Raw genomic sequence first — 13,924 nt, forward strand, 5'->3', positions numbered from 1 at the left:
ATTAATTTCAACTTACTTACCTGGTGGTGTTAAAAATAAGCCAATTTTACTATTTATAAAAATTCATTTCATCAATATATTTCCAAACATTTTCCGGTAACATAATACGAATGTCTTTTTTTTCTTGGATTGCTTTTCTTATAAAAGTTGAAGATATTTGAACTATTGGGGCATTTACTTTATGAATTTTTTGATGAGCTAAAAACTTATGTTCTGTTTTTCCTTCAGAAATTCTCGGATATACATACAATTCATAATTTTGAAGAATTGCTTCATAATTTTTCCACTTGTGAAATCCTTTTAAGTTGTCTTCTCCCATAATTAAACAAAATTGATGATTTGGGAATTTCTCCTCAAAATGAACCAATGTATTTATAGTGTAATTTGGTTGAGGCAAATTAAATTCAAGGTCAGATGATTTTAATTTAGGGTAATTTTCAACCGCTAGATTTACAATTGCTAATCTGTGATAATTTTTTAATATTGATGCTTTTTGTTTAAATGGACTTTGTGGTGTTACCACAAACCAAACCTCTTCTAAATCAGAAAATTCAACTATATAATTTGCAATAATCAAATGCCCAATATGAATTGGATTAAATGTACCAAAAAACAATCCTACCTTCATTTATTTTATAAAGTTTTCTACTAAATTATATGCGTCTTTTTTAGCGGTATCTAAATCATTATTTATCAAAATAACATCAAAATCATCGGCGTATTTTAATTCTTTTTCAGCTTTTGCTACACGCTCTTTTATTTTTTCTTCGCTATCAGTTTGTCTATTTCTAAGTCTACGTTCCATTTCTTCAATAGATGGCGGTTGCACAAAAATAGCTAAAGTTTGTTCTGGAAATTGCTGCTTTATACTTAAACCTCCAACAACGTCAATGTCAAAAATTACGTGTTTCCCTAATTTCCAAATTCGTTCTACTTCCGTTTTTAAGGTGCCATAATAATTATTGGCATAAACTTCTTCCCACTCAATAAAATCACCTTTTTTGATAAGTTTTCGAAATTCCTTCAACGAAATAAAATAATAATCTTTATTATGAATTTCAGCTCCTCTTTTTTCACGTGAAGTTGCCGAAATAGAAAAATCTAAGTTTAATGCTGTTTGCTTTAGTAAATGATGTACAATTGTAGTTTTACCCGAACCAGATGGTGCTGAAAAAACTATCAGTTTCCCCTCTTTTTTCACTGTGTTATTCTTTTATAAAACGTTCAAGTTTTGTTCTTTAATTTTTTCAAGTTCATCTTTCATTTGAACCACTAATTTTTGCATATCTGCAAAGTTAGATTTAGAACCAACGGTGTTAATTTCTCTCCCTATTTCTTGCGTTATAAAGCCAAGTTTTTTCCCGTTTGAAGATTCTTCATTTAATTCCTTTCTAAAGTAATCTAAATGGTTTTTTAAACGTACTTTTTCTTCTGTAATATCTAATTTTTCAATATAATAAATAAGTTCTTGCTCAAATCTACTTTCATCAATTTTAGCTTCTAATTCAGCAATTGCTTTTTTTATCTTTTCCTTCACGTGTTCAATACGTTTTGGATCTTCTAAAATTACTTTTTCTAACAATTCTTCAATAATTGAAATGCGTAATTCAAAATCAGCAAGTAATACTTTTCCCTCATCTAATCTGTACTCTTTAATTTTTTCAATAGTTTCACTTATGGCAACTTCAATTTGTTTCCATTCATTTTCATCTAATTCTTCTTTTTCAGATTTTAAAGAATCCGGCAAACGTATTGCCATTTTCAATAACTCAACTTCATTAGAATCAACAATTTCTTTTAACTGATTCATATACTCTTTCACTACAGATTCATTAATTTTAGATGAAACTTCGCCTCCATTATTTTCTATATAAATAGAAAAATCAACTTTACCTCTTTCTAAAGATGCAGCTAATTGTTTACGAATATCTAATTCTTTTTCTCTGTAATAAGAAGGAATACGAACATTTAAATCTAAATTTTTACTATTTAACGATTTTAATTCAATCGTAATTTTTTTAGTTGAAATTTGCAATACGGTTTTACCATATCCAGTCATTGATTGTATCATCTAATTCTAAAATTTGAGCAAATTTACGGATTTTATAAATAGCATTTAAAATACTACTTTTACATTTCTTAAATTATTATTTTGAGTCAAATAAAACATATATTAGTTATTAGATTATCAGCTATGGGAGACGTTGCAATGACAGTTCCTGTAATTAAAGCATTTACTAAACAAAACCCTTCTACAAAAATAACGGTACTTTCAAGAGCTTTTTTGAAACCTTTATTTTCTGATTTAAATAATGTTACTTTTTATGCTGCGGATGTAGGTGGAAAACACAAAGGTCTTTTTGGGTTATATAAACTTTTTAAAGAATTACAATCTTTAAATATTGATGCAGTTGCAGATTTACATAATGTACTGAGATCTAAAATTTTAAGAACTTTTTTTAAATTATCTTTCACTAAAATTGCTTTTATAATTAAAGGCCGAAAAGAAAAACGCGATTTAACAGCAACTAAAAACAAAGTTTTTAAGCAACTAAAAACCACGCACGAAAGATATGCTGATGTGTTTAAAAGTTTAGGTTTTCACCTTGATATTTCAAATCCTGAATTTCCTTCAAAACAACTATTATCTGAAAAAGTATTAAATATTACAGGTGAAAAAACCACAAAATGGATTGGTGTTGCTCCTTTTGCACAATACAATTCAAAAATGTATCCTTTAGATTTAATGGAACAAGTAATTGATCAATTAAGTGCCAAAGATTATAAAATATTACTTTTCGGTGGTGGTGAAAACGAAATTAAAATTTTAGATAAAATTGCAAATAAATTTCCAAACACCATAAATGTTGCTGGTAAAATTAAATTAACTGACGAGCTAAATCTTATTTCTAATTTAGATTGTATGCTGAGTATGGATTCTGGAAATGCTCATTTTGCTGCAATGTTAGGTGTAAGAACAGTAACTATTTGGGGAATTACACATCCTTTTACAGGGTTTGCTCCATTTAACCAACCTTTTGAAAATGCTATTTTGCCAGATTTAATAAAATATCCAAACATTCCATGTTCTATATATGGAAACAAAGTTTGTGACGGTTATGAAAATGTAATGAGAAGTATTTCACCAGGGATTATAGTTCATAAAATTGTGAACTTTTTATAATATTGAAGTCATGATTCTATTTAATATTGGCAAATAGTTTTAGCAATATTAATAGTATTTGTAATTTAAAAAGGCTTGCAAATTGCAAGCCTTTTTAAATCTATCTTTTATTTATCCAATGCTGGAATTCTAAGAACCTGACCTGGGTAAATTTTATCAGGATCAGTTAGCATTGGCTTATTTGCTTCAAAAATAACAGGATATTTCATGGCATTTCCATAATATTTTTTTGCGATTTTACTTAAATACTCACCTTTTACAACCGTATGAAACTGAGCTTCTGGCGCTGGAATTACAACAGTCATTCTATCATCAACGGTAGCAATTCCTTCTGTATTACCAATAACTAACACTGCTTTTTCACGCGTTTCTTGAGAATTTGCTTGCCCCCATATTATTGCACTATCACCATTAACTTCAATGTTTAAATCTAATACTTCAAAGCCTAAAGTTTCAATTGCATTGGTTAATCTATTTGCTTTTTCTTTCGCTATTTCAGCTTTTAACGTTGCTGATTCAGCTGCTTCCTCAGCTGTAGTTTTTCCAATCCCAAAAACTTTAGCTCCTGCATTCTTAATAAATGAAAATAATCCCATACCTTTTTTTATTTTAAATTAATTAATAGTTTTATTAAGCCCTAATATACGAAATTAACCTGTTTTATTTTATATTTTTATAATTATAAAGTGGTATTTTTGCAAAAATACTTTTTTATGGATGTTAATATTCTAGATGCTAAAAATTCATTATTAAATAAATTTATTTCTGAAATTAGAGATGTTACTATTCAGAAAGACTCCATGCGATTCAGAAGAAATATTGAGCGAATTGGTGAAATTTTAGCTTATGAACTAAGTCAAGATCTTGATTATGAAAGTAAAATTGTTACTACTCCACTTGGAACAAAAATAGTACAAGTTCCAAAAAATGACATTGTATTATGTTCAATTTTAAGAGCTGGTTTACCATTACACACCGGTCTTTTAAATTATTTTGATGATGCAGAAAATGCATTTATTTCAGCCTACAGAAAACATATTAATGAAACTGAATTTGAAATTAAAGTTGAATATTTTGCTTCTCCAAGCTTAGAAGGAAAAACCTTAATTTTAACTGACCCAATGTTGGCAACGGGGCAATCTATTGTAAGTGTTTTTGAAGGTTTAAAAGGTCATGGAACTCCAAAAGAAATATATTTAGCTTGTGTAATTGGTTCTACTGAAGCAATAGAATTACTAAAAAAGCACTTTCCTTCAACTACAAAATTATGGATTGCTACGGTTGATAATAAACTAAATGAGAAAGGTTATATTGTCCCTGGTTTGGGTGATGCTGGTGATTTAGCCTTTGGTTCAAAATTATAAAAAATAAACACTTACTGCAATTATTAAAAACAAATATAATATCACATTTTTAAATATTGAGGATTTACTATTTTGTAAAAAATTTGCAATAATTACCGCCGAAGGGAATACCAAATAAAAGAACTCCGAACCATTTTTTACAGGTGATAACCCTATAATTATTACAGAAATTAAGAGGTGATTAAGATTTGTATTCCAAGAAAATTTTAAGTTGTTACTTATTGAAACAATTTTAGGTGTAACTTTTACAATAGCCCACACCAATATGGTAACTAAAAATAATATTGGTATTATGAACTTCGGAAAATTATAAGGACTAAAATCTAAATTAATATCATACTTAAATCTACTAAAAAAGACGACTAAATTATCAAAATAAAATGCATTCGTGAAATAAATAAATATTGGAGTAATAACACCTATTATAGGTATCAACAAATTTTTAATAGTTACTTTTTCATAAATTATAATAGCAATATAAATTAAAAGTAAATAAAAAATACTCCAAGAATAAATTAATGTAGCAACTCCAATCCAAAAAGCAGCATCAAATATTTTTATATTAGTACTTACTCCACTCCTTAAACTGTATATTTTGCGAAAGCATAAAAGCAATACTAAATTTGAAAAAACAATATAATTAGTGAAAATAGCTTTAGGGAAAGCCCCTAATATTAAAACAGCTAAAAGTAATGGGTAAGCATTGTCTTTTGTTAATTTATTTTTTTTAATAATAAATTTGAATATCAATAAAAATAATACAAGCCAAAAGAAAAAACCTGTTTTTTGAAATAGAAAACTCCAAGAAAACTCCATAGAATCTCCTAAAAAAGTTGGAACAAAATAAAATAAAAACAGTAATATAACTACATTAAAAATAGTTGCTGGTTTAGTTTTATTAAAAAAATTTGCTATCATTACTATATTTTATACTTTTGTCGGTAAATATAATTAAGATATGATTGGAAACAATATTTTTAAAGCAATAGGTGAATTTTGTCAGACAGTATTATTTCAACCATACAATGATTTAAGATCATTAGATAATTGGTGGGTACAAAATACCATAAGCTGGATATTTATTACTATTACTTTTATAGCCTTCTTTTATTGGTTAGGAGAATTAAAAAAATATAAAAAAGCTGGAAACGAATAGTTTCTTATTTAATTTCACATTCAATTCCTTTTTAAAACTCAAATTCTGTGGGCAGTAAGAACAAGCTTAAAAGATTTCGTGAAAACGAAACATTTTCAAATGTAATTCAACCTACACGAGAAGAGTTACTTAATGGGTCTCCTTTAAAAGGAAACTGGCATACTCATTTTAACAATAACAATCCAATTGTTTTAGAATTAGGTTGCGGAAAAGGTGAATACACTATTGATTTAGCACGAAAAAACCCAAACATTAATTATATTGGTATCGATTTAAAAGGCTCACGTTTTTGGCGTGGGGCTAAAACAGCTTTGGAAGAAAATCTTACTAATGTTGCTTTTATAAGAACACAAATAGAATTGATAGATTTACTTTTTAACGAAAACGAAGTAACTGAAATTTGGATCACCTTTCCTGATCCTCAAATTAAATACACAAGAACTAAACACCGTTTAACAAATGCTGAGTTTTTAAAAAAATACCATCATGTTTTAATTTCTGATGGAATTGTGAATTTAAAAACCGATAGTGAATTTATGCACGGTTATACCTTAGGTTTATTGCACGGTGCAGGTCATGATGTTATATATGCGCATCATGATATTTATAAAAACCCGCATACTCCTATTGAAGTAACTTCTACTCAAACCTTTTACGAAAGTCAATATTTAGAGAAAGGAAAACCAATTACTTACATAAAATTTAGAATTCGTTATTAAATTCTTATTTTTAACGAATGGAAAAATCAGAGAACTTTTTTGACAAAGTTTATGAGGTCACAAAACTAATTCCCTTCGGAAGAGTTACAAGCTATGGTGCAATTGCCAAATACCTTGGTGCTGCAAAATCTGCTAGAATGGTTGGTTGGGCAATGAATGCTTCTCATTATAAAGAAGAAATACCAGCTCACAGAGTTGTAAATAGAAATGGGCTATTAACAGGAAAACTTCATTTTGACGGCACTAATTTAATGCAGCAATTATTAGAAAATGAAGGCATTATAGTTAAAGAAAATCAAATTCAAAATTTCAGTGAAATCTTTTGGGATCCTTTCAAAGAACTAAGCGTATAACACCAATTTATTTTATCTGTAACACCCTCTACATTTCTTTTTTATAGGAATCTTTTTATATTCGTTTGAACTCTGTATATTTGTTGTTTAGAATGATTTTAGATAAACAATTATGACATTAAGCAAAAAAGATATAACAAAAGTACTTGAAACTATTACTGCACCTGGTGAAGGTAAAAGTTTAATCGAAAGTGGAGCTGTAAAAAACATTGTAACTTTTGATAAAGAAGTTATTATAGATGTTACCATTAGCAACCCAACTTTACAAGCAAAAAAGAAAGTTGAAGTTGAAATTATGAAAGCGATCCACGATCAGATAGATCAAAAAATTGACGTAAAAGTTAACGTTTCTGCTGTAGTTCCAGTGAAAGAAGTTGAAGTAAAAGAAAACTCAATTCCGGGAATTAAAAATATTATAGCTATTGCATCAGGAAAAGGTGGTGTTGGAAAATCTACCATTACAGCAAACTTGGCCGTTTCATTACAAAAAATGGGATTTAAAGTTGGTATTTTAGATGCTGATGTTTATGGCCCTTCAATACATTTAATGTTTGACGTTGCAAATGCAAAACCTTTATCAATTGAAATTGATGGACGTTCAAAAATGCAACCTATTGAAAGTTATGGCGTAAAAATATTATCTCTTGGTTTTTTTACAGATGCAAACCAAGCAGTAATATGGCGTGGAGCAATTGCTTCAAAAGCCTTAAACCAAATGATTTTTGATTCACATTGGGGCGAATTAGATTTTCTTTTAATTGATTTACCTCCAGGAACTGGTGATATTCACTTATCTATTGTACAAGCTGTTGCAGTAACAGGAGCAATAATTGTAAGTACTCCACAAAACATTGCTTTAGCTGATGCTAAAAGAGGTGTTGCAATGTTCAAACAAAAAGACATAAATGTACCCGTATTAGGTATTGTTGAAAATATGAGTTATTTCACTCCTGCAGAATTACCAAATAACAAATATTATATTTTCGGAAAAGATGGTGCTAAAAATTTAGCAGAAGATATAGACACTGCGTTTTTAGGTGAAGTTCCTTTAGTACAAAGTATAAGAGAAGCTGGTGATGTTGGTCACCCTGTTGCATTACAAGATAATACTCCATTAGAAAAAGCATTTTCAGAAATCACTAAAAATGCACTTTCTGAATTGGTAAAAAGAAACAAAGAATTACCTGCTACTGAAATTGTAAGAATTACAACAATGAGTGGATGTAGTACAAAATAATAAACTTATGAGCAGTGAAGAACTTAAAACAGCTATTGAAATAGCATTGCAAGAGATTAGACCTTATTTAGAAGCTGATGGTGGTAATATTAAATTAGTTGAAGTTACCAACGATACTGTTAGTGTACAATTAGAAGGTGCTTGTTTAGGTTGTTCAGTAAATCAAATGACGTTAAAAAATGGTGTTGAGGCAACTATAAAAAGACACGCTCCACAAATAAAACATATTATTGAAGTTAATGGAATTACATTTTAGATTTTTTATTGATATTTCTTTAAAAGAGCGACTTAAGTCGCTCTTTTTTATTTAATTAAACTTTCAAAAAAAAGTTTATATTTGTAATTATGATACAAAGTTGGACAGGATTATTAGCACTACTTAAATTCCTAATCAAAAGGGATCCTGAATGAAATCTTTCATTTTAAAGGTGCTTTTTTATATTCGATAAAGATGTATCTTTAATTTATTAAATTCAACTAAAACAAATTTTTGCTTTAAGTTGAATAGTTTTACTACCCTTTTGGGAATATTCATATCTAAAAAAATAAAAAAATGCCTAGATATTATTCATTAGGTAAAATACCACCTAAACGACATACAACTTTTAAGAAACCATCAGGCGATCTTTATCAAGAAGAACTTTTTGGAACTGCAGGTTTTGTAGGAATGTCTTCCTTATTATATCATTTGAATCCACCAACCGTTGTTTCAGAAATAAAACAACTAAAAAATGTTGCCCCAAAAATTGCCATTGAAAAAAACATGAAAGCTTTAAGTTTTAAAGGATTTTCTTTAAAACCCGAAAAAGATTATTTAGAAAGCCGTAAAACTTTGTTTGTAAATAACGATTTACATATTGGTTTGGCAGCTCCAAAAGAATTTTCTTCTTCTTATTTTTATAAAAATGCGGATGCTGACGAAATGCTTTTTATTCATTTTGGCTCAGGAACTTTAAAAACGATGTATGGAAACATCATTTTTAACTATGGTGATTATTTAATAATTCCTCGCGGAACTATTTATCAAATAGATTTTGATACTGAAGAAAACAAACTTCTTTATGTAGAGTCTTTCAGTCCAATAGTAACGCCAAAACAATATAGAAACCATTTCGGACAATTATTGGAACATTCTCCTTTTTGTGAACGTGATTTTAGACTACCAACTAATTTACAAACACATGACGAAAAAGGAACTTTTAGAGTTTTAATAAAAAAACAAGATGTGTTATGGGAATATATGTACAATAACCATCCTTTTGATGTTGTTGGATGGGACGGTTTTAATTATCCGTATGCATTTTCTATTCACGATTTTGAACCAATAACAGGGCGTATTCATATGCCGCCACCAATTCACCAAACATGGGAAGCTGCCGGTTTTGTAGTTTGTTCATTTGTACCAAGAATGTACGATTATCATCCAAAATCTATTCCTGCACCTTATCATCATAGTAATATTGATTCTGAAGAAATATTGTATTATGTTGATGGAGATTTTATGAGCAGAAACAATATAGAAAAAGGTCAAATTACATTACATCCAGGAGGAATTCCACACGGACCACACCCTGGAGCCATAGAAAGAAGTGTTGGCAAAAAATTCACTGAAGAATTAGCCGTAATGATTGATCCTTTTAAACCTGTAATGATTACAGAAGAAGCCATGAATTTACAAGTTGATGATTATTATAAATCTTGGATAACCGAATAAAACAATAAAAATGTCAGATTTAAAAAACATACAAAATTTTAATTACGGATTAGAAAAAATATTTCCTGAAGCAGAAGATTTTTTACCTTTATTAGGAACTGATTATGTAGAACTTTATGTAGGAAATGCAAAACAAGCTGCACATTATTACAAAACAGCTTTCGGATTTCAGTCTTTAGCTTATGCAGGTTTAGAAACTGGAATAACGGACAGAACTAGTTATGTCTTAGTTCAAGATAAAATACGCTTAGTTCTAACTACACCTATGCCTAACCGAAATAATCAAGAAATTTTTGATCACCTTGAAAAGCATGGCGATGGTGTAAAAGTTGTTGCTCTTTGGGTAGAAGATGCAACAAAAGCCTGGGAAGAAACGACAAAAAGAGGTGCGAAATCGTTTATGAAACCCACCAAAGAAAGTGATAAAAATGGTGAGGTTATTCGTTCTGGGATTTATACGTACGGTGAAACTGTCCATATTTTTGTAGAACGTAAAAACTATTCAGGTGTATTTCTTCCGAAGTTTGAAAAATGGGAATCTACTAACAATCCTAAAGATGTTGGGTTGCGTTATATTGATCATATGGTTGGGAATGTTGGATGGAATGAGATGAATGTTTGGGCGAAATTTTATAGCGAAGTAATGGGTTTTGCAAACTTAATTACTTTTGACGATAAAGATATTTCAACTCAGTTCACAGCTTTAATGAGTAAAGTAATGACCAATGGAAATGGGCGTGTGAAATTTCCAATAAATGAACCTGCTGAAGGAATTAAAAAATCTCAAATTGAAGAATATTTAGATTTTTACAATGGCGCAGGAGTTCAACATATTGCAGTTGCAACAAACAATATTTTAGAAACTGTAAAAGAAATGACTGAACGTGGTGTTGAATTTTTATACGTTCCAGGCTCATATTATGATACAGTTTTGGATAGAGTAGGCGAAATTGATGAAGATTTGATTGATTTAAAAAATCTTGGAATTCTAGTTGATCGTGATGAAGAAGGATATTTATTGCAAATTTTCACAAAACCAGTAACAGACAGACCAACATTATTTTTTGAAATTATACAACGAAAAGGTGCACAATCATTCGGGAAAGGAAACTTTAAAGCCTTATTCGAAAGTATTGAAGCTGAACAAGAACGCAGAGGAACTTTATAATTTTTTGTTATTTTAATAAAAGGTTAACTTCAAATTGTTGACCTTTTATTATTTTTGGCTTAATAATTGTATTTTAAAGTAAAACAACCTTGTACCTTAATTATAAAATGAGAAAACAACTTATCATATTTGTCTTATTAATTAGTGCTATATCTTTCGGACAATCAGTAAAGAATGAGGATAGTGCTAAAACATTTGCTTTTAAAAATGGTGAATGGCTGCAATTTAGAATGAACTACAGTAATTTCTTAAATGCTGGATTTTCAACTATTGAAGTAAAAGAATTAAAACACAATGGAAAAGATGCCTATCACATAATTGGACATGGGAAGTCAACTGGGTTAGTAAGTTTATTTTTTAAAGTGAGGGATGATTATCAATCTTATTTGTATAAAGATAACTTTCAACCTTTTAAATCTATTCGAAAAATTGATGAAGGAGGTTACACAAAAGATCAAGAAATTTATTTCGATTATAGCACAAATGAGGCAACTGTTAAAGATTTCAAACATAATACAGTATCAAAACATACCATTAATAGTAATATACAAGACATACTTTCTTCATTATATTATATAAGAAATCAAAATATTAGCAATTTAAAAATTGGCGACGAAATTGCATTAGAAATGTTTTTTGATCAAGAAATTAATAATTTTAAACTTCGGTTTTTGGGTAAAGAGATTATAAAAACAAAATTTGGAAAAGTAAAAACGTTGAAATTTATGCCGCTTGTGGAAGCTGGTCGTGTTTTTAAAAAGCAAGAAAGCGTTACAATTTGGATAAGTGATGATGAAAATAAAATCCCCCTTCTTATTAAAGCTTCTTTGGCTGTTGGATCTCTTAGAGCAGATTTAGATGAATTTAAAGGTTTGGCTCATCCTTTTAACATTATTTTTGACAATTAAATTGTATTTTTGCGTTTTAAAATTTTTAACCAAATTAATTCGTAAAAACATAACCCTTTGAAAAAAATAATATTCCTTCTAATTATTGTTGTTTTTACAGCATGTTCAGATAAAAAAAAGAGTGATGAAATAGTTATAGATGCTATTGAGCCGGAAATTATATTTAAATATGGTTATAAATTAAACGATTATAAAGTAATTCATGATACTATTAAATCGGGAGAAAACTTTAGCGAAATACTTGATAGACATCATATTGACTATCCGAAAGTATTAGAAATTGTTTCTAAAATAAAAGACACCTTTAACGTTAGAAAAATAAGAAGTGGTATTCCATATACTATTTTAGCAAAAACAGACTCTACAGAAGCCGCTCAAGTTTTTATATACAAACACTCTTTGGTCAATTATACAGTTATCGATTTTAAAGACTCAATAATTAAAGCCTACAATGCTAAAATACCAATAAAAAAAGTCATTAAAACCGCTTCTGGAATCATTACAAGCAACCTCTCAAATGCTATGGATGATCAAGGGTTAAGTTCTTATTTAACTTTTAAAATGGCCGATGATATTTATGCATGGACCATTGATTTTTCTAAACTTCAAAAGAATGATAAGTTTAAATTAATATATGAACAATTATATATTAATGATACAGTTCCTGTTGGAATAGGAGAAGTAAAAGCAGCTTATTTTGAACACGGTGATAGGCCTTTTTACGCTTTTAAATATGTAGCTGATTCCATCATGAATATTCCTGATTACTTTGATGATGAGGCAGCCAATTTACGCCGTCAATTTTTAAAAATGCCTGTGAAATTTAGCAGAATATCTTCCAAATTTAATTTACGAAGAAAAATAGCTTATTACGGTAATAAAGTTAGAGCCCATAAAGGTACAGATTATGCAGCGCCTATTGGAACTCCTATTATGAGTACAGCTAATGGAAAAGTAATAGAATCTCGTTATCAAGGTGGAAATGGTAATTACGTAAAAGTTAGACATAATAGTACTTACAGCACTCAATACTTACACATGAGTAAAAGAGCTGTGAAAGTTGGTCAAGTAGTTAAACAAGGTGATATCATTGGTTATATTGGAATGACAGGTAATACTGCTGGTCCTCACGTTTGTTATCGCTTTTGGAAAAATGGACAGCAAGTTGATCCATACAAACAAAAATTACCTGCGGCTGAACCAATGAAAGAGGCAGTTAAACCTATTTATTTCAAATTTATTACTCCTTTTAAAACAGAATTAGATAATATTGGGTATCCAATATTAGATGACAAAATAGCTATTCAAGAAGAATAACAAAACTCATTAAGATTATAACCATGAAGAATATCAATCCAACCCAAACAAAAGCTTGGCAAAAACTTACAACACATTATAGTGAAGTAAAAAACTTACATCTTAAATCGTTATTTAATAATGATGCTGATCGAAAAAATAAATTTAACATCCATTTTAATAACTTCGAATTTGATTATTCGAAAAATAGAATTACTGAAGAAACACTCAACTATTTACTAGAATTAGCAAATGAAGTTGATTTAAAAAGCGCCATTGAGTCGCTATTTTCAGGTGAAAAAATCAATCAGACTGAAAAAAGAGCTGTTTTACATACTGCGTTAAGAAGCCAATTAAATAATGAAGTTTTTGTTGATGGTGAAAATATAGTACCAGAAATAAAAGAAGCATTAAACAGAATAGAAATTTTCACTAACAAAGTAGTTTCTGGTGATTGGAAAGGGTACACTAATAAATCAATTACTGATATTGTAAATATTGGTATTGGTGGATCAGATTTAGGTCCAGATATGATTGTTGAATCATTAAAATATTACAAAAATCAACTAAATGTTCATTTTGTTTCCAATATAGATGGTGATCACGTTCAAGAAGTAATTAAAAATTTAAATCCTGAAACAACGCTTTTTGTGATTGTTTCAAAAACATTTACAACACAAGAAACACTTACTAATGCAACCACTATAAAAAAGTGGTTTTTACAAACAGCTTCTGAAAGTGACGTTGCTAAACATTTTGTTGCAGTTTCTACCAATTTAGAAACCGTTAAAAACTTTGGTATTGCTTCAGAAAATATATTTCCTA

General features: G+C 29.1%; 16 protein-coding genes and 1 pseudogene. 12 read left to right on the top strand and 5 right to left on the bottom strand.

The features are described 5' to 3' along the window. Window positions 1-49: 49 nt before the first annotated feature. From nadD to Q0352_RS05745, 3 genes are read right to left on the bottom strand one after another with little or no spacing between them, the layout of a single operon-like run. Window positions 50-628: a nicotinate (nicotinamide) nucleotide adenylyltransferase gene (gene nadD, locus Q0352_RS05735; protein WP_299524966.1), complete on the bottom strand. Its 579-nt coding sequence runs from the start codon at window positions 626-628 to the stop codon at window positions 50-52. Then, window positions 629-1,201, bottom strand: coding sequence for a guanylate kinase (gene gmk, locus Q0352_RS05740; RefSeq protein WP_299524969.1), 573 nt, complete (start codon window positions 1,199-1,201; stop codon window positions 629-631). Window positions 1,202-1,213: 12 nt separating this feature from the next. Continuing rightward, window positions 1,214-2,071: a YicC/YloC family endoribonuclease gene (locus Q0352_RS05745; RefSeq protein ID WP_299524972.1), complete on the bottom strand. Its 858-nt coding sequence runs from the start codon at window positions 2,069-2,071 to the stop codon at window positions 1,214-1,216. 81 nt (window positions 2,072-2,152) lie between these two features. Here Q0352_RS05745 and Q0352_RS05750 point away from each other — a divergent pair, with 81 nt between their 5' ends. After that, window positions 2,153-3,184 (top strand): glycosyltransferase family 9 protein, encoded by a 1,032-nt coding sequence (locus tag Q0352_RS05750; protein ID WP_299524975.1) that lies wholly within the window; start codon window positions 2,153-2,155, stop codon window positions 3,182-3,184. A 107-nt stretch (window positions 3,185-3,291) separates the two neighbouring features. Here the strand turns inward: Q0352_RS05750 and lysM are convergent, their stop codons facing one another. Then, on the bottom strand, window positions 3,292-3,780 hold the full coding sequence (lysM, locus tag Q0352_RS05755) for a peptidoglycan-binding protein LysM (RefSeq protein ID WP_299524979.1): 489 nt from the start codon (window positions 3,778-3,780) through the stop codon (window positions 3,292-3,294). A gap of 117 nt (window positions 3,781-3,897) precedes the next feature. Here lysM and upp point away from each other — a divergent pair, with 117 nt between their 5' ends. Further along, a complete protein-coding gene (gene upp, locus Q0352_RS05760) occupies window positions 3,898-4,548 on the top strand; it encodes a uracil phosphoribosyltransferase (protein WP_299524982.1) in 651 nt (216 codons plus the stop codon). Here upp and Q0352_RS05765 read toward each other — a convergent pair. Then, the gene (locus Q0352_RS05765; RefSeq protein ID WP_299524985.1) at window positions 4,543-5,466 is read right to left on the bottom strand and encodes a DUF6427 family protein; all 924 of its coding nucleotides are present in this window, start codon (window positions 5,464-5,466) and stop codon (window positions 4,543-4,545) included. The genes upp and Q0352_RS05765 overlap by 6 nt on opposite strands. Before the next feature lie 40 nt (window positions 5,467-5,506). Here Q0352_RS05765 and Q0352_RS05770 point away from each other — a divergent pair, with 40 nt between their 5' ends. The 10 genes and pseudogenes from Q0352_RS05770 to pgi all read left to right on the top strand — a co-directional run. Next, complete coding sequence (locus Q0352_RS05770; protein ID WP_299524988.1) at window positions 5,507-5,704, top strand: hypothetical protein; 198 nt, start codon at window positions 5,507-5,509, stop codon at window positions 5,702-5,704. Window positions 5,705-5,751: 47 nt separating this feature from the next. Continuing rightward, window positions 5,752-6,423 carry a tRNA (guanosine(46)-N7)-methyltransferase TrmB gene (gene trmB, locus Q0352_RS05775; protein WP_299524991.1) on the top strand — a complete coding sequence of 224 codons (672 nt, stop codon included), beginning with the start codon at window positions 5,752-5,754 and terminating at the stop codon, window positions 6,421-6,423. 17 nt (window positions 6,424-6,440) lie between these two features. Beyond that, window positions 6,441-6,776 carry an MGMT family protein gene (locus tag Q0352_RS05780; RefSeq protein ID WP_299524994.1) on the top strand — a complete coding sequence of 112 codons (336 nt, stop codon included), beginning with the start codon at window positions 6,441-6,443 and terminating at the stop codon, window positions 6,774-6,776. 112 nt (window positions 6,777-6,888) lie between these two features. Continuing rightward, complete coding sequence (locus Q0352_RS05785) at window positions 6,889-8,013, top strand: Mrp/NBP35 family ATP-binding protein (RefSeq protein ID WP_299524997.1); 1,125 nt, start codon at window positions 6,889-6,891, stop codon at window positions 8,011-8,013. 7 nt (window positions 8,014-8,020) lie between these two features. Further along, a complete protein-coding gene (locus Q0352_RS05790) occupies window positions 8,021-8,269 on the top strand; it encodes a NifU family protein (RefSeq protein ID WP_299525000.1) in 249 nt (82 codons plus the stop codon). A gap of 297 nt (window positions 8,270-8,566) precedes the next feature. Next, window positions 8,567-9,727, top strand: coding sequence for a homogentisate 1,2-dioxygenase (locus Q0352_RS05795; protein WP_299525003.1), 1,161 nt, complete (start codon window positions 8,567-8,569; stop codon window positions 9,725-9,727). 10 nt (window positions 9,728-9,737) lie between these two features. Further along, window positions 9,738-10,895, top strand: a complete 1,158-nt coding sequence (gene hppD, locus Q0352_RS05800; protein WP_299525006.1) for a 4-hydroxyphenylpyruvate dioxygenase — start codon at window positions 9,738-9,740, stop codon at window positions 10,893-10,895. 107 nt (window positions 10,896-11,002) lie between these two features. Then, window positions 11,003-11,803 carry a DUF3108 domain-containing protein gene (locus tag Q0352_RS05805; protein ID WP_299525009.1) on the top strand — a complete coding sequence of 267 codons (801 nt, stop codon included), beginning with the start codon at window positions 11,003-11,005 and terminating at the stop codon, window positions 11,801-11,803. Between the two features lie 57 nt (window positions 11,804-11,860). Further along, window positions 11,861-13,120, top strand: coding sequence for a peptidoglycan DD-metalloendopeptidase family protein (locus Q0352_RS05810; RefSeq protein ID WP_299525012.1), 1,260 nt, complete (start codon window positions 11,861-11,863; stop codon window positions 13,118-13,120). A 23-nt stretch (window positions 13,121-13,143) separates the two neighbouring features. Then, window positions 13,144-13,924 (top strand): annotated as a pseudogene (gene pgi / locus Q0352_RS05815) (glucose-6-phosphate isomerase); the annotation flags it as partial.

It is taken from the genome of uncultured Lutibacter sp. (assembly GCF_937891065.1).
Classification (GTDB): domain Bacteria; phylum Bacteroidota; class Bacteroidia; order Flavobacteriales; family Flavobacteriaceae; genus Lutibacter.